The 20,826-nt window shown below is 64.2% G+C and carries 12 protein-coding genes; 3 read left to right on the top strand and 9 right to left on the bottom strand.

Features of this window, described 5'->3' with window-relative positions; translation table 11 throughout:
- Positions 1–106: 106 nt before the first annotated feature.
- The 4 genes from KSS90_RS08205 to KSS90_RS08190 all read right to left on the bottom strand — a co-directional run bounded on the left by KSS90_RS08205 (position 107) and on the right by KSS90_RS08190 (position 13,218).
- The gene (locus KSS90_RS08205; RefSeq protein WP_139674997.1) at positions 107–349 is read right to left on the bottom strand and encodes a hypothetical protein; all 243 of its coding nucleotides are present in this window, start codon (positions 347–349) and stop codon (positions 107–109) included.
- Positions 349–10,416 carry a two-partner secretion domain-containing protein gene (locus tag KSS90_RS08200; RefSeq protein WP_217868953.1) on the bottom strand — a complete coding sequence of 3,356 codons (10,068 nt, stop codon included), beginning with the start codon at positions 10,414–10,416 and terminating at the stop codon, positions 349–351. The genes KSS90_RS08205 and KSS90_RS08200 overlap by 1 nt, the downstream gene beginning before the upstream one ends.
- A gap of 56 nt (positions 10,417–10,472) precedes the next feature.
- The gene (locus tag KSS90_RS08195; protein ID WP_217868952.1) at positions 10,473–12,167 is read right to left on the bottom strand and encodes a ShlB/FhaC/HecB family hemolysin secretion/activation protein; all 1,695 of its coding nucleotides are present in this window, start codon (positions 12,165–12,167) and stop codon (positions 10,473–10,475) included.
- A 151-nt stretch (positions 12,168–12,318) separates the two neighbouring features.
- Positions 12,319–13,218, bottom strand: coding sequence for a DMT family transporter (locus tag KSS90_RS08190; RefSeq protein WP_217868951.1), 900 nt, complete (start codon positions 13,216–13,218; stop codon positions 12,319–12,321).
- 133 nt (positions 13,219–13,351) lie between these two features.
- On the opposite strand from KSS90_RS08190, the gene KSS90_RS08185 reads away from it, so the two are divergent.
- The 3 genes from KSS90_RS08185 to KSS90_RS08175 all read left to right on the top strand — a co-directional run bounded on the left by KSS90_RS08185 (position 13,352) and on the right by KSS90_RS08175 (position 16,555).
- A complete protein-coding gene (locus KSS90_RS08185; RefSeq protein WP_217868950.1) occupies positions 13,352–13,789 on the top strand; it encodes an Lrp/AsnC family transcriptional regulator in 438 nt (145 codons plus the stop codon).
- A gap of 484 nt (positions 13,790–14,273) precedes the next feature.
- Positions 14,274–15,809 (top strand): NCS1 family nucleobase:cation symporter-1, encoded by a 1,536-nt coding sequence (locus tag KSS90_RS08180; protein WP_217868949.1) that lies wholly within the window; start codon positions 14,274–14,276, stop codon positions 15,807–15,809.
- A 17-nt stretch (positions 15,810–15,826) separates the two neighbouring features.
- Complete coding sequence (locus tag KSS90_RS08175) at positions 15,827–16,555, top strand: aspartate/glutamate racemase family protein (RefSeq protein ID WP_110703939.1); 729 nt, start codon at positions 15,827–15,829, stop codon at positions 16,553–16,555.
- 102 nt (positions 16,556–16,657) lie between these two features.
- Here KSS90_RS08175 and KSS90_RS08170 read toward each other — a convergent pair whose 3' ends face one another.
- From KSS90_RS08170 to flhB, 5 genes are all read right to left on the bottom strand, one after another.
- Positions 16,658–17,848: a D-amino acid dehydrogenase gene (locus tag KSS90_RS08170; RefSeq protein ID WP_217868948.1), complete on the bottom strand. Its 1,191-nt coding sequence runs from the start codon at positions 17,846–17,848 to the stop codon at positions 16,658–16,660.
- 45 nt (positions 17,849–17,893) lie between these two features.
- Positions 17,894–18,556 carry a hypothetical protein gene (locus tag KSS90_RS08165; protein WP_023629101.1) on the bottom strand — a complete coding sequence of 221 codons (663 nt, stop codon included), beginning with the start codon at positions 18,554–18,556 and terminating at the stop codon, positions 17,894–17,896.
- A gap of 188 nt (positions 18,557–18,744) precedes the next feature.
- Complete coding sequence (locus KSS90_RS08160; RefSeq protein WP_023629100.1) at positions 18,745–19,083, bottom strand: FKBP-type peptidyl-prolyl cis-trans isomerase; 339 nt, start codon at positions 19,081–19,083, stop codon at positions 18,745–18,747.
- A gap of 73 nt (positions 19,084–19,156) precedes the next feature.
- Positions 19,157–19,570 (bottom strand): GFA family protein, encoded by a 414-nt coding sequence (locus tag KSS90_RS08155; RefSeq protein ID WP_217868947.1) that lies wholly within the window; start codon positions 19,568–19,570, stop codon positions 19,157–19,159.
- 111 nt (positions 19,571–19,681) lie between these two features.
- Positions 19,682–20,824, bottom strand: a complete 1,143-nt coding sequence (flhB, locus tag KSS90_RS08150) for a flagellar biosynthesis protein FlhB (protein WP_217868946.1) — start codon at positions 20,822–20,824, stop codon at positions 19,682–19,684.
- Between the last annotated feature and the right edge of the window lie 2 nt (positions 20,825–20,826).

Here is a 20,826-nt window from a genome sequence, read left to right as displayed (position 1 = left end):
ATGAAGGCTAGGTCCGTTCGCCGCCAGGAACCGAAATTAGAGTAGGAAAAATAAATCTGTCCCCTTTTCCTGGAAAGCAATCCACGTTCGGGAATCACTTCGGTATTTACTTCCCACCACCCCATTTGAAATATGAAGCAAGGCATACCCCAAACCAGACAGGGACCGCATAGGCTAAAAATCCAGGAAACACGCCGGAAATATCAGCCCAGCCAAAATGCCACGTGTCATATTTAAAATACAGGGCTATAGCCCCTAAAAAATTTGATAAGACCCCGCCAAAGAAAAACAAAACAATCAAATAGACTAAAAATAGTACATAAGCTTGAAACCTCGACTTGGGCTTCATTACTTGCTATCTCCTATTGATCCTATTTTGCCACCTGTAGCTTCGGAAATCTGAGAACCCAAAGAGGCACCTACAACTTCAGAATTACTTCCGAGATAGGGCTTCAATTTACCAGTTACGACTTGTCCAGTTTTCAAGCCCACAGCACCACCAATGGCCGCACCTAAAACTGGATACATTGAACTATCACCTTTAATCAAGCCCCCTAAGAATGCCCCTGCCGTGCCTGCACCAATAGTAAATGCGACCCCACGACCTTGAGTTGCACCACCCACAGTGGTAGCAATGGCGGCGTCCACATAACTAAACGGTTTATCCGTGGTCAATTGATAGCTGATGTTAGCACCACCGCCAATGGCACCGCCCATCGCTGCGCCAGCAAGTCCTGCCGGGGGCGATATAGTCGCGCCCAACACAGCTGGAGTATACACCCAACCAGCTACATAATCATGACCTGGGCCTTTGTACCCATCGCTTCTAGCCAAGGACTGGAGCGCATCAGAAATCTGGTCGGGTGTCTTGCCTTGCTCAGCCATATATGTTCCTAAGCTAGCAGCTTCTGCCCCCCAATTTCCCCCTGGATGTAAAAAGTCATTATAGCGCTGAGCGTTTCCAGCCACCCAACTGGCGGTTTCAGGGTTTCCATTACCCAAGGCTCCTGCCAAAACCCCAATAATCTGGGCGGTCGCCACCTTGAACTGGTCGTCCGTAGCAAACCGTGAATCGAGATACTTGCCTAGACCTGCACTTGTAGCCGCCGTGAGACCCTGCGCTGCAGCACCTGCCAGTGCCCCTGTTTTGAAGTCTCCTCCCTTGGCGGACGACAGCGCTCCACCCAAGACTGCGTGCATTAGGATTTTTTGTGCAGAGCCAGGACTGACGTTGAGATAATCAGCTAAATCGCCGACCTGTTTATTACCGAAGGCCGCCGCCAAATCCAATCCTTCAGACACAGCAGCAGCTCCAAGATTATCTTTGAAGCTGCCTCCATTTATCGCTGTGTTCACACTGCCAGCGACAAAAGCATGTGTGCTGCTACGAAGGATGTTCTGGCTGACCGAATTCCAATCCAACATACCAGAGCTATACCCTGGATTATTAATGCCATTGGCACTCAGAACCAACGGGCCATCAGGATTCCACCCCGCAACTGCTGTGTCTATTCCACTCAAGATTCCGCTTGTCACCATCTGCGTAGCGTATCCCTTTATAGCCTTGCTGCTGGTTGCCGCTTTTAGGCCAGCACCGATGTCTCCACCACCGTTTATGGTTCCTACGGCAAAGTTACTGGCCATGGCACCTGCAAGAGGACCAAGGTAGACGCTCGCGACAATCGAAATAATCAGGGCGGGTGCTGCTCCCAGTCCTGAATTTTTGTAATCCCAGCTGTCGTGAATTTCTTTTACTACTCGCCAATCCACTTGTCCGCTGGCCTCGGCCTGCTTGATCCACGCCAGTTGGGGTTCTGCTCGGACCATTGCATCAATCGTTTGGCTGACAGTGTTTTGGTCAATTTGCTTAATATCAATATTTATTTTGCCAGCGGCCCGAATCGCCAATTCCCCCTGGGCTACCATCAAGGTCTGGCGCAGCGTCTCATCCGTACTTCCCTTACCTTTGGCGCTGGTCCACGCCAGGTCCGATTTGCTCTTCTCGTGACTCTCCTGATGCATGTCCTTGACCGCTTCGAAGGTCACCGAACCGCCGCTATCAATGGTCAGGTCCGCACCGGAGGCGAGTTTCGCGCCCTGGTACAACTGGTCACCGCCGCTCTCGAGGGTCAGGTCGCCACCACTGGTGATCTCACTCCCCACCGCCTTCACGTCGGTCACTTCATCACGCTGGGTCTTCTTGCTCCCCCAACCACCCTTCTTGTTCATGTCATACAGCGAGTATTGGCTGTCGTTGGCGGCCAGCAGCTCGAGCTTGTCGCCGGCCACCAGGTAGGCTTCGTCGCCGGCGCTGGCCTTGCTCGCCACCATGCGCAGGTCACGCCCGGCGTCGATGGTCAGGTCGCCGCCGGCCTTCACTTCGGCGGACTGCTGCTCGACCTCGTCCTTCTGCCGCTCGAACTTGGTCTTGCCTTCCTTGCCTTTGACGTAGCTGTGTTCCTCGTTCGCCGCAGCGGCCAGGGTCACGTCGCGCCCGGCCTGCAGGGCCAGGTCGCGGCGGGCCTCGATTTCGCTGGCGACGATGCTCAGGTCCTGGCCGGCCGTGGCGGTGAGGTTGCCGCCGGCCTTCACCTCGCTGCCGTACTGGGTGATCGTGATGTCATGGCCACGCTCGCGGCGGCGCTGGTACTCGTGGCTGTCGACACCTTCCTGACTGCCGATGTACAGGTCGCGACCGGCATCCAGGTCGATGTCGCGCCCGGCTTGGACCGCCCCGCCGACAATGCCGATATCACGCCCGGCGGTGATCGTCAGGTCGTTCGCCGCCTCGATGCGCGCTGCGGTGTCGACCAGGTCCTTGATCACGTGCTCCTCACGGGCACGGCCTTCGAGGCGGGTGACGCTGCGTTCGTTGATCACATCACCGGTCAACGCGGTGAGGCTCACTTCACGCCCGGCGATGATCCCGCCCTGGGCATTGCGGATCGAGTCGGTGGCCAGCATGTCCAGGCGCCCGCCCGCCTCCATCAACCCGGCGTTGCCGATGTTGGTGGCGCTGACGGCGAGGTTGTTGGTGGCGCGCAAGGTGCCGACGTTGACCAGCTCGCCGCCGCTGATCAGATTCACGTCGCGGCCCTGGATCAGCGCGCCGTTGGGCGCCAAGCGGCCGTTGGCGTGGGCCAGGTACAGCACCGGGGCGAGCACCTTCTCGCCGTTGACCTCGACCTGCTCCATCCAGACGATGTCGTGGGTCAGCGCCGCCACCTGCTCGGCGCTGAGCGACACGCCCACGCTCAGCGACAGCTTGTCCTTGCTGGCGATGGCGTTGTCCATCAGGTAGCGGAACAGCGTCTCGTCGCTGGTCATGCCATCGATGTAGCGCTGGCCGGTACGGGCCACCACCGCCTCGCGGATCAGGCGCTGCTCGTAGAGACCATCGCCCAGGCGCTTGATGGCCTGGTCCGGCTTGATATTGAGCTGGCCGAGCATGTAGTCGGAGCTGAGGAACTGCTTGAGGTCGGTCAGGACCGGGTTGGTCTCTACCAGGTACTTGTGCGACACGCTCGGCACGCTGCGCTCAGGCACGCCCTGGACCAGCTTGACGCCAGCGGCCAAACCGCCCAGCGCCACGCCCGAGCCGGCCACTGCGCCTTGGGCAGACGCCGCGCTGTCGGCACCGAGCGCCGACGCCGCGCGGCTGTCGGCGCTGGCCGCAGTGGCCAGCGGTGCGATGAAGGTGCCGCTGCCCGCCTGGGTGCGGTCAGCGGTTGCGCCCAGGGCGTCGCCGCTGATAGCGGCCTGGCCGGCCTGGCTGCTGATGCGGAACAGGCCATTGTTGCCCTGGGGCAGGCTGAAGCTGGGCAGGGTCACCGGGTTGACCTGGCGCTGGGCCAGGTCCGGCGGCAACTGCGGGTTGAGCGCGCGCACCTGGGTCTGCGCCTGGCGCGGGTCGGCGCTGGCATCGCCCCGGGCACCAATGCTACCGGCCCCGGCCTGGTTGGCGCGCACCACGCTGTTGTCGATGCGCTGGGTGGCGTTGATGGTCACTGCACCCGCAGCCTGGATCACCGCGGGCGCCACCACGGCACCGGCGATCGGCGTCTTGTGGTCGATGAGGTCGTAGATACTGTGTTGCGGGTAACCCGATGCCGCCAGCACCTGATCCAGGGTCAGCGAGCCGGGGTTCTGGTTGAACTGGTTCTTGGCCTGGATGAAGGCGTTGTACTGGCCGCGGTTGCGGGTATACATGCTGGCTGTCAGGTTGCGCTGTTCGCCACCACCTGCCGCCTTGTTCTCGAACACCGCGGTGTTGATGACGATATCGCCCGCCGCGGAAACGCTGCTGTAATGGTTGCGGAACGCGCTACCGGCAAACGCCAGCCTGCCGCCGGTGGTGATGAACGCGGTCGGCGAGTCCTCGGCAATGACGTCTTCCCAGGTTTCCACCGCGCTGAAGTGCAGCTTGCACCCCTTGCCCTTGCAGTGGTCGTCGGAATAGATATTGACGTTGCCGGCAGTCAGTTTCTTCGTGGAGGTGAGTTTTTCCTTGCGGTTGAGCAGCGTATCGACCGCCAGGGTCATGTTGCCGGCGCTCTCAAGGCTGCCGGAGATGTTCTCCAGCAACAGGGCGCGGGCGCTGCCGTTGCCGGCCAGGTCCAAGCCGCCCAGGCTGTAGATATCGCCGTAGTAGTTGCTCAGGCTGCCCACGCGCAGGGTCATGTCGTTGCCGCTGAACACCAGGCCGCGCTGGTTGCTCAGGGTGTTGGCGGTCAGTGTCACCGCCGCGGCGCCACCGAGCGTGCCGCGGTTTTCCAGGCTGGCGGCGTTGACCGTAAGGCCACCGAGGGCGGTCAGGCGACCGTCGTTGCTCAGCAGGTTGCGGGCCGTCACCACGCTGCCCGCGCCGCCGGCCACGCTGGCGGCACTGGACAGGCGGATATCGGTGGCGCTCAGCCCCAGGCTGCCGAGGCTGCTCAGGCGGCCGTTGCCGTCGTAGTTGCCGGTGAGGTCGAGTTGCAGGCTGCCATCGCTGGCCAGCAGGCCATGGTTGGTCCAGTCGCCACCGCGGCCCTTGAAGCTCTCGACCGCCAGCAGCTTGCCGCTGGCCGTCTGCACGAAGCGCCCGATGTCCAGCTCCAGGCGCCGGGCCTGCAGCACGCTGCTGTTGGTCCAGCTGGCGGCGCCGATGCTCAGCAGGCCATCGGTGTGCAGGACACCGCCGGCCTGGGTGACCTTGTCGGAGGCCAGGCCGAAGGTGCCAAGGCCGGTGTGCAGCAGTTGCCCGCCGCTGTTGCTCAGGCCGCCGATCTGCAGGTCGAGGTCGTGGTTGGCGGTGGCCAGCACGCCGTTGTCGTTGAGCAGGTTGCCCGTGACGATGAAGCGGCTGGTGCCGGTCTTGCCGAGGGCGCGCAGGTTGCCCGTGCGGTTGTCGAGCTCGCTGGCGCTCAGCTGCAGGTCGCTCTCGCTTTCCAGCTGGCCGAGGCCGTTGTACAACGCGCCGCTCAGGCCGAAGTCGATACGCCCGGCGCCGATCTTGCCGCCCTGGTTGAGCAGTTGCTGGCCCTGCAGGTGCAGCAGCCCGGCGGCGTACAGGCCACCGCCCTGGTTGTCGAACTCGGCGGTGACGAGCTGATTGTCGCCACCCTGAGCCGAGAGGTAGCCGCCCTGGTTGTTCACCCGGGTGTCGGCCTTGATGTCCACCGACTGCGCCTGGGTGGTGCCGCCGCCGTTGTCGAACAGGCCGCTGAAGACGCCCTTGAACAAGCCTTTGGCCGCGCTGAGCATGCCGCTGCCGCCGTTGTCGAGGCTCGCGGCGTGCAACTCGAGGCCGCCGTCCTGGCTCTCCAGGCGCCCGCCGTGGTTGTTCAGGGCCTTGTCCAGGCGCACTTCGATGGCGCCCTGGCTCTTCAGCGTACCGGCCTGGTTGTCCAGGGCATTGGCGTGGATGTCGAGCTTGCCGTGTTCGCTGAACAGCAGGCCATCCTGGCCGTTGAGCAGGTCGCCGCCCAGGCGCAGCACCAGGTTCTGCTGGCTGGCCAGGTTACCGCCGCGGCTGTTGTCCAGCGTCGTCGCGTCGACACGCAGCAGGCCGTGGCTGATCAGCTTGCCGCCGTTGTTGGCGATGCTGTCGACCTTGAGCAACAGGTCGGCGCCACTGACCAGGCGCGCGCCGTCGGTGTTGAGCAGCGCCTCGGCCAAGGTCAGGTCAAGCAGCGCGCGGCTGGTCAGCTGGCCCTTGGCGTTTTCCAGGCGCTTGCCAGTGACAGTGATCACCTGGCCGTTGATCTGCCCGCCCTGGTTGTCGATGACAGTGTCGTCCTGGTCGAACGCCAGGTCGCCGGTGGCGGAAACGAGGCCACCGCCGCTGTTGTCGAGCCGGTCGGTGACACTGAGGGTGATGGCCTGTTCGGAAGAAATGATGCCCTTGCGGTTGTGCAAGTTGGCCGCGGTGATCTGCTGGCTACCCTTGCTGACCAGGGCACCCAGGTCACGGTTGTCGAGAGTACCGGCCAGGGTCACGGTGAGGTCGCCGTCCTTGCTGGACAGGGTGCCTTCGCCGCTGTTGTTCAGGTCGGTCCCCTTGGCCAGCAGGCCCTGCGCGCCGGAAATCAGGCCCTTGGCGCTGTTGTCCAGCTGTGGCGCCTCCACGGTCAGCCGGCCATCGCTGAGGATGCGCCCGTGCTGGTTGTCGATGCGTTTGGCGAGCAGGTTGTAGGATTGCTGGCTGGTGATTTCACCGGCGCTGTTGTCGAGCTTGCGCAGGTTCTGGATGTTCAGTGGGCCGTTGGCGCTGATCAGGCCGCCCTGGTTCAGCAGGTCGCCGCCGTTCAGGTCGAGGTCGAGCTTCTGTTCGCCGATCAGCCGCCCCTGGCGCTGGATCAACGTGCTGACGCGCAGCAGCAGGTCGCCCTTGGCGGAGATCTCGCCGCCCTGGCTGGAATCGACCTGCCCGGCCACCAGCGTCAATGCGCCATCGCTGTGGATCCGGCCGCCGCGCTGCAGGGCATCGGCGCCGTTGCGCAGCTCGCCGGTGGTCAGCTTCATCGCCTGCTTGCTGCTCAGGGTACCGCCACGGTTGTCGAGCTCGTTGCTGTCGACGGTCATCGCCGCCTGGCTGGTGAGCTGGCCGCCTTGATGGTTGTCCAACTGGCCGGTAGTGACGGTCACGCCGGTGTTGCCCGACAACAGGCCGCGCTCGCCGTTGAGCAAGCCGGCGCTGGTAACGGTCAGCCCGCCAACGGCGGAGAGGGTGCCCTCGTCATGGTTGTCGAGCTGGCCGTCGATCGTGGCCTTGAGGGCCTGGCCGCTGGCCAGGCTGCCGCCACTGAAGTTGTCTAGGCTGACGGCCGCGACCTCGAGGTCGTGGCTGGCCGACAACACCCCCTTCAGGCTGTTGTCGAGGACGCCGGCGATGCGCAGGGTCAGGTCCTGGCTGCTGACCACTCGCCCACCCCGGTTGTCGAGGCGGCTGGCGACCAGGCTGAAACCATGACTGCTGGAAATCTCCCCAGCGTCGCGGTTATCGACCACGCCGATCTGGCGCAACAACAGGTTGCCCGGCGAGCGCAGCAGGCCGTGGTCACGGTTCACCAACTGGCCGTGCTGCAGGTCGAGGTCGATGCCGGCCTCGCTGACCAGTTGCCCGTGGTCATGCTGGTCGAGGCCGGTCAGTGTGGCGTCGATCTGGCCGGCGGCACTGATGCGGCCATAGCCGTAGTTGTCGAGCTGGGTACCGACCAGCAGCAGGCTGCCGGCACCGATATTGCCCTTGGCGCTGTTGTCGATGGCGCCGCTGCGCAGCTCGGCGTGGCCCTGGGCGCTGATGACGCCGAGGTGGCTGTTGTCCAGGCGACCGGCCTTGAGCAGCAGCCCGGTGTTGGTCACCAGGGTGCCCCCCTGGTTGTCCAGCAGCTCCTGGCTGGTCAGGTCCAGGGCCGTGTTGGCCGAGACCTTGCCGCCCTGGCGATTGAGCAGCGTGCCGGCATTCAGGGTGACGCTGGCGTCACTGACGATCAGGCCGGCGTCGCTGTTGTCCAGCTTGCCGTCCAAGGTCACGTCGATGTGCTGGTGGCTGCTCAGCTTGCCGCCGTTGTTGAGCAGCTCGGTGCCGTGCAGGCTCAGGCGGTCATGGCCACTGAGCAGGCCCTTGTTCTGGTTGAGCAGGCGCTGCACGGTGAGGGTCAGGCCACGGTCGCCGATGACCTTGCCACCCTGGTTGTCCAGCAATTCGCTGGCATTCAGGATGACCTTGCCGGCGCTGGAAATCTCGCCCTGCTGGTTGAGGATGCGCGCCGCGCTGATGTCGGCCACGCTGTTCGCGCCAATCTTGCCGCCCTGCTGGTTGTCGATCGTGTCGGCGGTGAGCAGCAGGCTGCCCAGGCTGGTCAACTTGCCGCCTTGATGGTTCAAGGTGCCCAGGTGGGCCTCGAGGTCGCCCTTGGCGGTGATGTTGCCCAGGCGCTCGTTGTCGACCTTGCCGGCGATCAGGTCGAGGCGGCCATCGCTCTGCAGGTGGCCGGCATCGCTGTTGGCCAGGCTCTCGACGTCGATATGGGCCTTGCCCTTGGTGGTCGCCGCGCCCTTGTCACGGTTGTCGAAATGCCCGCCGGTGACGGTCAGCGAGCGGTCGGCGAGGACCAGGCCGCCGCGGTTGTCGAGGCGCTTGCCATGCAGGGTCAGGTCGCCGAGGCTCGACAACAGGCCGTTGTCACGGTTGTCCAGGGTCGCCACCTTGACGCCCAGTGTGCCGTCGCTGCGCAGGTTGCCCTTGCCGCTGTTGTCCAGGCCCACGGCCTTGAGGTCGAGCAGGCGCTTGGCCGAAACCAGGCCGAGACGGTTGTCGATATCGGCGCTGGCTTTTATCAGTACATCGCCGCCGAGCAATTGGCCGCCACCATTGAGCAGGCCGGCGGTGGTGATGTCCAGGCGGTCGGCACTGAGCTTGCCGCCGCTCTGGTTGTCCAGCTGCGCGTGGGTGGTCAGCTTGGCCTGGCGGTCGCTGCCGACCAGGCCTTGGTCACGGTTGTCCAGCCGGGTGGCGGTGACCTGCAGGCCGCCCTGGCCCACCAGGCGGCCGCCACGGTTGTCGAGGGTGGTGCCGACGTCCACCACGGCCTTGCCCTTGCCTTGCAACAGGCCCTGGTCACGGTTGTCGATCGCGTTGGCATTGACCGTCAAGATGTCGTCGGCCAGTGCCTGGCCTTTGCGGTTGTCCAGCTGGCCAGCCGTCAGGGTGGTGACTTGGCCCTTGAAGGTGCCGCCCTGGTTGTCGAGGGTGGTGCTGCCGGTGGCCTCCAGGGTGCGGTTGGCCACCACGCTGCCACGGTTGCGCAGGGTCTGGCCCGTGAGGGTCACGTCGCCGTGGGCATTGCGGGTGTTGTCGGGTTCCACGCCGGCTTCGATGATGCCCTGGTTGTCGATCCGCGTGCCGGACACGGTGATGCTGTCCTTGGCGGCGAGGCTCTGGCCAACCGTTACCTCGTCACGCACGCGCACGGTGGCACTGCCGGCGGCGTAGGTCTTGCCGGTCAGCTCGGCGCTCTGCGCGGCGACCGTCAGGCTGCCGGCACTGGACGTCTGCGCCAGGGTCACCTTGCCGTTGGCGTCCACCTGGATGTCGCCGGTGGTGGCGGCCATGTTGCCGGCCAACTTGACGCCCACGCCCTGCTCGGTGCCGACCAGGCGAATGGTGTTTGCATACATGCCGCCCAGCGCCGAGCTGTCGATGGCCAGCAGCGGCTTGTCGCCGCCCTCGTCGGCACGCGGCGTGGCCTGCAGGGTGTCAGCCTTGACGTCGTTGCGCCCGGTGACGATGTTCAGCTGCTTGGCGTGCAGTTCGGTGTTGAGCTTGGCGCTGCGGGTGATCAGGTCGAACTGGTCGAGGTTGGTGGCATTGAGCGCGTTGCCTTCGATGGCGATGTCGCCGCCGTCGACCTGGAAGCGGTCGAGGCGCTCGCCGTCCATGATCGGCTTGCCGGTGGTGAGGGTCGCCCGCGGCGTGTTGATGAAGCCGCAGCCCTTGCAGGTGATGCCATGGGGGTTGGCGACGATGACCCGGGCCGCCTGCCCCGCCACCTCGGTGTAGCCCTGCAGGGTACTGCGGTTGCCGCCGGTGACCTGGTTGAGGATCACCTGGGCGGCCTGGCCCCTGAGGTTGGGGTTGCCGACGATGATGCCGCCCAGCTGGGTCGACTGGGTCTTGCTGGTGGCGTTGTTGAGGATCAGCCCGTTGCTGCCCACGTTGTAGTCGCGGAAGGTGTTGGTCGACAGGCCGCTGCCATTGGGCGTGGCGATGTTGACGATCGGCACCCCGTTGCCGGCCTGCTTGAGGCTGGTATTGGCGTTGGCCGCCGCATCGACGGTCAACTGCGCGGCCGTGGCGACGATGGGGTTGAGGAACAGCACACCCGCGACGATCAGGGCGATGCATTGGTTCAGTGGGGTGCGGATATCCATGTCGAACGAACTCCAGGCGCGGGCAGCGGTGTCACGGGCAAAAGGTGGGTCGGGGCTCAGAAGAACGCGTCGACGCGGAAATAGATCGGGTGTTCGCGGCGGGTTATGACCTCGGGGCGCTCCAGCGAGCGGGCGAAGGTCGCGCTGGCGGCGAAGTACTGGCCGCGCACGTTGAACTCCAGGGCATTGCCGCTCAGGCGGCCATGGTCCTGGCCGTTACCGTGCTGGCCCTTGATCACCCCCGCGTCGTAGGCGAACGCCATGCCGTATTCGCGCAGCCAGGGCTGCAGCGGCGCCCAGGTCACCGGTCGGCGCCAGCGCAACTGGTTGCGCCAGTAGCCGCCGCTGTCGCCAGTGAGGGTCTGCTCCTTGAAGCCGCGCACCGAGGTCAGCCCGCCGACGCTGATGCGCTGGCCGCTGTAGAGGGCATCCTCGCTGCGCTGGCCGGTGGCCAGGCTGTCGAAAGTGAACTGCTCGCCCCACAGCTGGAACGGCTGCAGGTAGCTCAGGGTGAGGGTGTACTTGTTGTAGCGCGCCACGGATTCGCTACCGTGAGGGTCGCCCGCGCCCTGGGCGTCGAGCGCGCCGATACCCTGCTGCCAGCCGGCATCGAGGTTGACGAAGGCATTGCCGATGCGACGGCCGTGGTTGACGCCCAGCTGGCGCTCGGTGATACGGGGGCTGGAAACGCCGATCAGGGTGTCGTCAAGGTAGTTGCGCGTGCGCAGGTGGCTGACGCCGGCATTGACCGCGGTCTTGCTCAGGCTGTCGCGGTGGAGCACCCGTTCAGCCTGGAACTGATGCACGCTGTTGTCGCCGTCGAGCTTGAAGGGGAAACCGCTGGAGGTATCGCGGGTGCGGTAGTAGTTGTGGTTGTAGCTGTAGTTGAAGGTCCACCAGCCCCACGGCAGGCTGTAGTTCAGGCCATGGCTGTCGGAGTGGCGCCAGTGGTCGCTGACCACGTCGCGCCCGCCGCGCAGGCTCAACTGATCGGCCAGGCCCAGCGGGCTGTCCCATTCCAGGCCTAGGTTCATCTGCTGCTCGCCACTGCTGGCATCGCCGTTGTTGTGACGGCTGGCCGAGACCCGCCAGGGCTTGTCACGCTGGCCCTTGAGCTGCACGCGACTGCCGCCGACCTCCTGGCCGGGCACCAGTTCCACCTCGACCTGGCGCGAGGGCAGGCGGCCGAGCTGGTCGACCATCTGTTCCATGTCGCGCAGGTTGAGCACCTGACCGGTGTTACCGGGGAAGGCCATGGCCATCTCCCGAGGGCTGGCCAGGGTAGAACCGTCCAGCCCTTCCAGGCGGCCCTCGACGATGCTGATCTGCAGCACGCCGGAGCCCAGGTCCTGCTGAGGCAGGTACGCGCGGGTGGTCAGGTAGCCACGGTCCAGGTAATGGTCAGTGATGCGTTTCAACAAGCCGTTGAGCTGACCAACCTGCAGGCACTGCCCTTCATAGCCTTCAAGCAGTGCCCGGCGTTGGCGCACGTCAAGCAGGGTCTCGCCTTGCAGGTCGACACGGCGAATCGGGAAACAACGCCCTTGCTCGGTGGGGGCGACAGGCGCCGGCGCAGCCTGTTTGCCAGGCAACTGCTGCAGCTCTTCTAGACGTCTGCGCTGCTCTTGCAGCAGGTTTTCCTGACGGTCACGAATCAGATCACGGTCGCCGGGCGACTGGAACGGAGCTGCACTGCTCAACAGCGGCAGCAGCGCCAGGCTGACAGCCAGGGCGCGAAAAACGAGGGGCATACGTGGTGGTCCATCACTTGAAAACTGATCGCATCACTGCGAAACGGCTGCGCAGGGTACAAGAGCAGCGGAACGCTATCAATAAGCCATCATCTGAACCACGTCAGGCTGATTCGTTTCCGATTGTAGGATTACCCCTCGCCTGGGGCGTTCAGCGTTGCTGTGCGGGCTTGGCGGCAGGACGGAACCACCATCCCTGCTGCATGCCAGCCGCCGCCAACAGGATCAGCCCCACCCCCAGCCACTGCACCGCTGCCAGGCGATGGTCGAAGGCCAGCCAGTCGACCAGGATCGCGGCGATCGGGTAGATGAACGACAACGCCCCGGTCAACGCCGTGGGCAAGCGCTGGATGGCGCTGTACAGCAGCACGTACATCAACCCCGTGTGCACGATGCCCAGCGTGACCAGGCTGCCGAGCGCCGGCAGTTCGCCCGGCAGCCCGCCCAGCTTCACCCAGGGCGCCAGCAGCAAGACGCCAGTGCTCACCTGGATCAAGGCGATCAGATGCGGCGGCGTGCCGGTCAGGCGCTTGATGATCAGCGCCGCCACGGCATACAGGAAGGCCGCGCCCAGCGCCAAGGCGATACCCTGCAGATATTCACCACCACTGGACTGCCCCGCGCCATGAGCGCTGACAATGGCCAGCATGCCGAGGAACGCCACGCTCAGCCAGGTCAGCTTGGCCAGGGTGATCTTCTCGCCCAGGAACAGCGCCGCCAGCCCCACCAGCATGAACGGCTGGACGTTGTACACCGCGGTGCCGATGGCAATCGACGCCCGCGAATAGGAGGCGAACAGCAATACCCAGTTACCGACGATCGCCACCCCGCTGACCACCGCTAGCAGGAAGGTGGCGCGGGTCAGCACGCCCGGCTTGAGAAAGCCCATGGCCGCGCAGATCAGCAGCAAAGTGCCGGCGCCAAACACGCAGCGCCAGAACACCACCTCCAGCACCGGCTGCCCGGACACCAGCACGAACCAGCCGATGGTCCCGGAAATAAGCATGGCGGCGATCATTTCCAGCGCACCACGGCGTAGCGAATTGTCCATCTCACACCTCCTGTCGACGATGGGCACAGTATGCGGAGGGTCGAGGGTGCCCCTCCAGTTGATAACCAAGGCAGATCGGTAATCATGCCTTTACTATCAAGGCAAATCCTGAAAACCACCTAACGAGGTTGTGATGACCGATACCATCGACCAGTTGTTGATCAATGCGCTGATGGAGGACTCGCGCCGTTCGCTCAAGGCCCTGGCGCAGATCAGCGGACTGTCGGCGCCCAGTGTCAGCGAGCGCCTGCGCCGTCTGGAGGAGCGCGGCGTGCTGCGCGGCTATACGGTGGAAGTGGACCCACGCAGTTTCGGCTACCAGTTGCAGGCCATCGTGCGCATTCGCCCGCTGCCGGGGCAGTTGCAGGAGGTGGAACGGCAGATCGTCGCCATCCCCGAGTTCACCGAGTGCGACAAGGTCACCGGCGAGGACTGCTTCATCGCTCGCCTGCATGTGCGCTCGATGGAACAGTTGGACACCCTCCTCGACCGCCTGAACGTGCTGGCCGAGACCAACACGGCGATCATCAAGAAGACCCCGGTGAAACGGCGCTTGCCACCGATGGAATAGGGCTGTGCGTCGCTGCTACCGGCCCTGTCGCGGGACGAGGCCGGCAACGACCCGGCACTTGTACACAATAATGTCACCATAAGTGCCATTTTTGTGTGCAAAAACCAGAGTGGCGCCCCATAAAGTTACACATTCCGTTTATTAAATTCTGACCACTCAATCAACTATCAGTACATCCAAAAATTAAAAACTGTTCATTTGGTCAAGTTATATTCCACTAATTTCATTCACTTATCATTCAATAAGATAGATTCAAAACAGTGGCAACCTGAACGTTGGATTTCCACTGGCATGGAACTGGCTTTTGTGTGTTCGTGTTTTGTATACAAATTCAACAAAACATAAATACACAAGAACCCGCAGCGTCGCCCACCGGCGACCGTTGCGCCCAGAACCCAGTGATGCCAACGCCTGCACCGACGAGATGGCGAGCCCGTGCGCCAGCGCCCGCTCATCGCAGTCACGCGCATCAGGAGCCGCCGGAATGAGTAGCAGTCTCCCCCTTGCCCCTGAACTTTCCGTTGCCAGCACCCACCCCTCGACCACCACGCTGGAAGGCCACCCGGCCAACCTCGAACTGAGCCCACGCCTGCACAACCGCGACCTCGCCCCGACCAAACTCGCGGGCCGTCGCTGGGGCGGCTACAGCATCTTCGCGCTGTGGACCAACGATGTGCATAACATCGCCAACTACTCGTTCGCCATGGGGCTGTTCGCCCTCGGCCTGGGCGGCTGGCAGATCCTGCTGTCGCTGGCGATCGGCGCGGCGCTGGTGTACTTCTTCATGAACCTGTCCGGCTACATGGGGCAGAAGACCGGCGTGCCGTTCCCCGTGATCAGCCGTATCGCTTTCGGCATCCACGGCGCGCAGATCCCGGCGTTGATCCGCGCGGTGATCGCCATCGCCTGGTTCGGCATCCAGACCTACCTGGCCTCGGTGGTGCTGCGCGTGCTGCTGACCGCGGTGTGGCCGCAGGTGGCGGCCTTCGATCACGACAGCATCCTCGGCCTGTCGAGCCTGGGCTGGGTGTGCTTCGTGGCTATCTGGCTGGTGCAGCTGGTGATCCTCGCCTACGGCATGGAAATGGTGCGCCGCTACGAGGCGTTCGCCGGGCCGGTGATCCTGCTCACCGTGGCCAGCCTCGCCGTGTTCATGTACTTCAAGGCCGATGCGCGTATTGCCTGGTCGGTGGCCGAGCCCCTGAGCGGCTACGAGATGTGGCGCAACATCTTTGCCGGCGGCGCGCTGTGGCTGGCGATCTACGGCACCCTGGTGCTGAACTTCTGCGACTTCGCCCGCAGCTCGCCATGCCGCAAGACCATCCGCGTCGGCAACTTCTGGGGCCTGCCGGTGAACATCCTGGTGTTCGCGGCGATCACCGTGGTGCTGTGCGGCGCGCAGTTCCAGATCAACGGCCAGATCATCGACAGCCCGACGCAGATCGTCGCCAGCATCCCCAACACCGCGTTCCTGGTGCTCGGTTGCCTGGCCTTCCTGATCGTCACCGTGGCGGTGAACATCATGGCCAACTTCGTTGCCCCGGCCTTCGTGCTCAGCAACCTGGCGCCGCGACACCTGAACTTCCGCCGCGCCGGGCTGATCAGCGCCACCCTGGCGGTGCTGATCCTGCCGTGGAACCTGTACAACAGCCCGCTGGTGATCGTGTACTTCCTCTCCGGCCTCGGCGCCCTGCTCGGTCCGCTGTACGGGGTGATCATGGCCGACTACTGGCTGCTGCGCAGGGGCCGCATCAACGTGCCCGAGCTGTACAGCGAGAACCCCGCCGGCGCCTACCACTACACCAAGGGCATCAACCTGCGCGCCGTGGCGGCATTCATCCCCGCCGCGCTGCTGGCCATCGTCCTGGCCCTGGTACCCAACTTCCACAGCGTCGCGCCGTTCTCGTGGCTGATCGGTGCCGGGATCGCCGCCGCCGTGTACCTGCTGATCGCGCCGCGCCATGTCCAGTACCACGACGTCAGCGGTGAATGCATCGCCGTCGACCACAGCAGCCACTGAATTCAGGGAGATCCGTCATGCGTATTCTGATCGCCAACGTCAACACCACCGCCGCCATCACCGAAGCCATTGCCGAGCAGGCGCGCAGCGTGGCCGCCCCCGGCACCGAGATCGTCGGCCTGACTCCGTGGTTCGGCGCCGAGTCGGTGGAAGGCAATTTCGAAAGCTACCTGGCCGCCATCGCGGTGATGGACCGGGTGCTGGCCTACGACCAGCCCTTCGATGCAGTGATCCAGGCCGGCTACGGCGAGCATGGCCGAGAGGGCCTGCAGGAGCTGCTGGAGGTGCCGGTGGTGGACATCACCGATGCCGCCGCCAGCACCGCCATGTACCTGGGCCACGCCTACTCGGTGGTGACCACGCTGGACCGCACCGTGCCGCTGATCGAGGACCGCCTGAAACTGTCCGGGCTATACGAGCGCTGCGCCTCAGTGCGCGCCAGCGGCCTGGCGGTGCTGGAGCTGGAGGCCGATCCACGGCGTGCGGTGGAGGCCATCGTCGAGCAGGCCGAGCGCGCCGTGCGCGAGGACAAGGCCGAGGTGATCTGCCTGGGATGCGGTGGCATGGCCGGGCTCGACGAGCAGATTCGCCAGCGCACCGGGGTGCCGGTGGTGGACGGCGTGAGCGCGGCGGTGACAATCGCTGAATCGCTGGTGCGGATGGGGCTGAGCACCTCCAAGGTACGTACCTATGCCACGCCGAGGGCGAAGAAGGTGGTGGGCTGGCCGATGCGCTTCGGGCGCTGACAGACTCGGCGCCTGCTCAGGCCCTATCGCCGGCAAGCCGGCTCCCACAAGGGCCTGCAGTTTCCTGTGGGAGGCGGCTTGCCGGCGATAGGGTCAGCTTCGTCAGCGCAACAGCCTCGCCAGCCGCTCGCCACTGCCACACGCCAAGGTGAACCCCAGCGCGCCATGCCCCAGGTTCAGCCACAGGTTGCGATACCGCGTGGCCTCGATGATCGGCACCCCGGTCGGCGTCGCCGGCCGCATCCCCGCCCAATCCACCGCCTGCCCGTAATCAGCGGCCTGCGGCAGGGTCTCGCGCGCCAGCCGGCGCATGCTCGCGAGCCTGCCGGCATCCACCGCCTCGTCATAACCGACGATGTCCACCATCGCCGCCACCCGCAGTTGATCGTCCAATCGGGCATAGACAATCTTGCGTTCGTAGTCGGTGATGCTCACCTCGGGGGCGCGGTGCGTGGCCCCAACCGGCGCGGTCAGGCTGTAGCCCTTCAGTGGATAGACCGGCAGCTGCAAGCCTGGCAAAGCCAAACCGGCGCTACGGTGCCCGGCGCTGAGCACCAGGCGCTGCACCTCCAGCTGTTCACCGCCCAGCTCCAGCGCGGCCACACGATCATCGCGCGCTATCAGCCGGGTCACCGGCCGCCCCAACAGCAACCGGCACTGCCCTGAGGCCTGCAGGCGCTCGGCCAGGCGCAGGCAGAAGCGGTGACAGTCGCCGACTTCCTCGTCTGGAGTGAACACACCGCCCACGAAAGGGGCTTCGGCAAGCGCCGGGTCGAGTCCGCGCAGATCGGCGGCATCGAGGATCTGTTGCGTGTCGGGATCCAGCAGCTGTTGGCGACCGTGCTTGAAGGCGCGCTGGGTGCGAAACGCGACCAGCTTGCCATTGCGTCGCCAGGCGAAGCCATCGAGGCCGTCCTCTTCACGCCAGCGGGCGAGAACGGCCTGGCTGCGCAAGGCCAGATCCAGCAACTGGGCGGCATTGCGGCGATTGACCCGGGTACGGCAGGCCATGACGAAGGCCGCCAGCCAGCGCCACTGCGCGGTGTCCAAACGTAGCCGCAGACGTAGCGGCGAATCGCCGCGTAACAGCCAGCCCAGCGCTTGCCATGGCACCCCGGCATCGGCCAGCGGTGCCACGTAGCGATATGACAACTGCCCACCATTGGCGAAGCTGGTCGCGCTGGCCAGGCTGTCGCGGGCCTCGACCAGGTCGACCTGCCAGCCTTCGCGCACCAGTGCATAGGCCGTGGCCAGCCCGACCACGCCGCCTCCGATCACCGTCACCCGCTCCATCGGCACATCCCTGCCCAGCTTAGAAAGCCAGACAGTAACAGCAGGTCAGGTCGGGCAGCCAGGCTCGCCGTTATCCAGGCCCTGGCGCACGTTCCGGCTGAGCAGGGTCGCCTTGCCATCGCGCCAGGTCAGCGTCAGCACATACAGGGAGTCGAAATCGTCACGATGCCAGTCCTCGGTGAGCACCCGGTCTTCGCCCAGGGCCTTGCCGGCCACGGTGTTGATCAGTTCCGGCAGATACCCCCGCGACCAGGCCGTGTAGACCGTCGCATTGCGATACTTGTCACTGAGCAGTTCGTCGGCCAGCGCGGCTGTGTCGTTGGCGCCGTAGTCGATGTTGACCGGCAAACCGAGGCGGATGGCGGCGGGGCTGATGGTCATCAGCGGACGAATGTAGCTGTAGCGCTCGTCCTGGCTACCCTCCTCGACACCTCGCGAAGGGTTGGCGGCGAAGACGTAGTCGGCATCGCCGAAACGCTCGGGCAACAGGGTGGCCAGGTCCAGGGCGCGGTTCAGGCCCTGGCAGTTCAACTGCCCGAGGCCCTCACCGGGTTTCTCGGCGTGGCGCAGGAACACCAGGGTCTGGGTCCCGTCGACCGGCTGCGCCCGGCTCTCGACCACATCCAGGGCCAGCGGCACGGCGGCGGCAACGAGCGTCAGGCTCAACAACAGGTGGCGGCGACGGCGAAGGAAGGCTGGCAGCTTCATACAGGGCGGACTCTATGTGGCCTGGATATCGGGTTGCCCCGCCACATGTCCCTGTCGTGATCGCCATCCTTGGCAGCGAGTGAGGCTCAGAGTGCCTACGGCCCGTTTGGTTCCTCCATGACTGCACATACCTTCCTTGGACAATCAGCACCCTAGCGCATCGATGTTGCTGAATTATTGCGCGCGGTTCAGTCGTCGCGGGTCAGCACTTCGAGCAATTCGATCTCGAAGGTAAGGTCCGAATTCGGCGGAATCGCACCGACCGAGCGTTCGCCATAACCCAGGTGCGCCGGTACCTGCAGCTTGCGCTTGCCACCCACGCGCATGCCCATCAGGCCCTGGTCCCAGCCCTTGATCACCCGGCCGGTACCGATGACGCACTGGAACGGCTTGCCACGCGCCCATGAGGAATCGAACTCGCTGCCGTCGGCCAGGGTGCCGCGGTACTGGGTGGTGATCAGCGCACCCTTGACCACGGCCTTGCCGTCGCCTTCCTGTAGATCGATGACTTGCAGTTCACTGCTCATGGCAGGTTCCTCGAAGCGGTTTTCTTGGCCGCCGTTTTCTCAGGAATGCGCAGGTTTGGCAAGACAAGCCGTGTCAGGTGGGGGCGAACTGGTCGAAGACCTGTTGACCGGTGAGGTTCCGGGTCTCGTTCTTGAAGCAATACCAGGCGGGCTGTTCGTCGACGAATATCTGCTCGGTAAAGCTCCAGTCTTCCTCGCCATCAAGCAGGCCGACCGGTACGACGTACATGTCGCTCTCTTTCAGGCGATAGAACAGATGCGTGCCGCACTGGCCGCAGAAGCCGCGCTGGGCCCAGGGTGAGGAGTCATAGGCGATGGGGGTCGGGCCTTCGATGGCTGGGGGCTCGGTGCATTGCACTGCCAGCAGCGGGCCGCCGGTCCATTTGCGACACATGCTGCAATGGCAAGCGCTGACATGGGTGTTGTCGAGCGTGACACGCAACTGGGTTTTGCCACAGAGGCAACTGCCTTGTTTTTCCAGGGACATGATGGGGCTCCTTGCTGTGGTTTCGGGCGCTGGAGTATAGACGGCGGAAAGTAACTGCTTTGAAGCGTGTATGCATACGCTTCCATCAATACAAACAGCCAATCAACAAACTCAATTATCCCGCCGCAGATCCTCAGGAATAGGCAAATCTTTCTTCAAAGGTTCCGGCGCCTTGCCCCTGCCCGCCCGATACTGCCGAATCTGGAACACATAGGCCAACACCTGCGCCACCGCCAGGTACAGCCCCGCCGGAATCTCCTGCTCGATCTCGGTCGAGTAGTAGATGGCCCGCGCCAGGGCCGGCGACTCGAGTATCTGCACCTTGTGCTCAACCCCGATCTCACGGATCTTCAAGGCCATGAAGTCTGTTCCCTTGGCCAGCAGCAACGGCGCCGACCCGCCCTTCTCGGGGTCATACTGCAACGCCACCGCGTAATGGGTCGGGTTGGTGATGATCACATCGGCATCCGGCACCGCCGCCATCATCCGCCGCTGCGACATCTCCCGCTGCAACTGCCGGATCCGCTGCTTGACCTCGGGCTTGCCTTCACTGTCCTTGTACTCGTCCTTGACCTCCTGCTTGGTCATCTTCATCTTCTTGTTCGTCTGGAACAGCTGGAACGGCACATCGAGCCCGGCAATCAGCAACAGCCCCGCCGCCATCCACAAGGCGCTCCAGCCCACCACCTGCACCGCATGGATGATCGCCTGCTCCAGCGGCTCGTTGGCGATGGCCAGCAGCGCCTCGCGGTCACTGGCCAGTACCAGCAACGCCACCATCAGGATCATGACGAACTTGGCCACCGCCTTGAGCAGCTCGGTCAGCGCGTTCATCGAGAACATGCGCTTGATCCCCGACAATGGGTTCATCCGGCTGAACTTCGGCTGCAGCAGGCTCCCGGAGAACAGGAAGCCACCCAGGGCGATCGGCGCAACGAAGGAAATCACGAACAGCAAAATCAGGATCGGCTGCACCGACCAGATCGCCATCTTGCCCGAGGCCAGCAGGAACGCGCCCATGCTGCGTTCATCGACGATCACCTCGCGGGTCAGGCTGAAGTTCATGCGCATCAAGGTCATCAGCGTTTCCGCCAGATAACCGCCGAATGCCAGCAGGCCACCGGCGCCCGCCAGGGTCACCGCGACGGTGTTCAGCTCCTTGGAGCGGGCAACCTCACCTTTCTCACGTGAGTCGCGCTTGCGCTTCTCGGTGGGTTCCTCTGTCTTGTCCTGACCGCTTTCGCTCTCTGCCATGC

The organism is Pseudomonas maumuensis (assembly GCF_019139675.1).
Taxonomy (GTDB): Bacteria; Pseudomonadota; Gammaproteobacteria; order Pseudomonadales; family Pseudomonadaceae; genus Aquipseudomonas; species Aquipseudomonas maumuensis.
The sequence above is the reverse complement of the archived record's forward strand: the minus strand, read 5'-3'. Positions and strand labels throughout refer to the sequence as shown.

Coding starts and splice junctions, on each gene's coding strand:
- KSS90_RS08205 (WP_139674997.1), bottom strand. CDS start 349: ATGAAGCCCAAGTCGAGGTTTCAAGCTTATGTACTATTTTTAGTCTAT.
- KSS90_RS08200 (WP_217868953.1), bottom strand. CDS start 10,416: ATGGATATCCGCACCCCACTGAACCAATGCATCGCCCTGATCGTCGCG.
- KSS90_RS08195 (WP_217868952.1), bottom strand. CDS start 12,167: ATGCCCCTCGTTTTTCGCGCCCTGGCTGTCAGCCTGGCGCTGCTGCCG.
- KSS90_RS08190 (WP_217868951.1), bottom strand. CDS start 13,218: ATGGACAATTCGCTACGCCGTGGTGCGCTGGAAATGATCGCCGCCATG.
- KSS90_RS08185 (WP_217868950.1), top strand. CDS start 13,352: ATGACCGATACCATCGACCAGTTGTTGATCAATGCGCTGATGGAGGAC.
- KSS90_RS08180 (WP_217868949.1), top strand. CDS start 14,274: ATGAGTAGCAGTCTCCCCCTTGCCCCTGAACTTTCCGTTGCCAGCACC.
- KSS90_RS08175 (WP_110703939.1), top strand. CDS start 15,827: ATGCGTATTCTGATCGCCAACGTCAACACCACCGCCGCCATCACCGAA.
- KSS90_RS08170 (WP_217868948.1), bottom strand. CDS start 17,848: ATGGAGCGGGTGACGGTGATCGGAGGCGGCGTGGTCGGGCTGGCCACG.
- KSS90_RS08165 (WP_023629101.1), bottom strand. CDS start 18,556: ATGAAGCTGCCAGCCTTCCTTCGCCGTCGCCGCCACCTGTTGTTGAGC.
- KSS90_RS08160 (WP_023629100.1), bottom strand. CDS start 19,083: ATGAGCAGTGAACTGCAAGTCATCGATCTACAGGAAGGCGACGGCAAG.
- KSS90_RS08155 (WP_217868947.1), bottom strand. CDS start 19,570: ATGTCCCTGGAAAAACAAGGCAGTTGCCTCTGTGGCAAAACCCAGTTG.
- flhB (WP_217868946.1), bottom strand. CDS start 20,824: ATGGCAGAGAGCGAAAGCGGTCAGGACAAGACAGAGGAACCCACCGAG.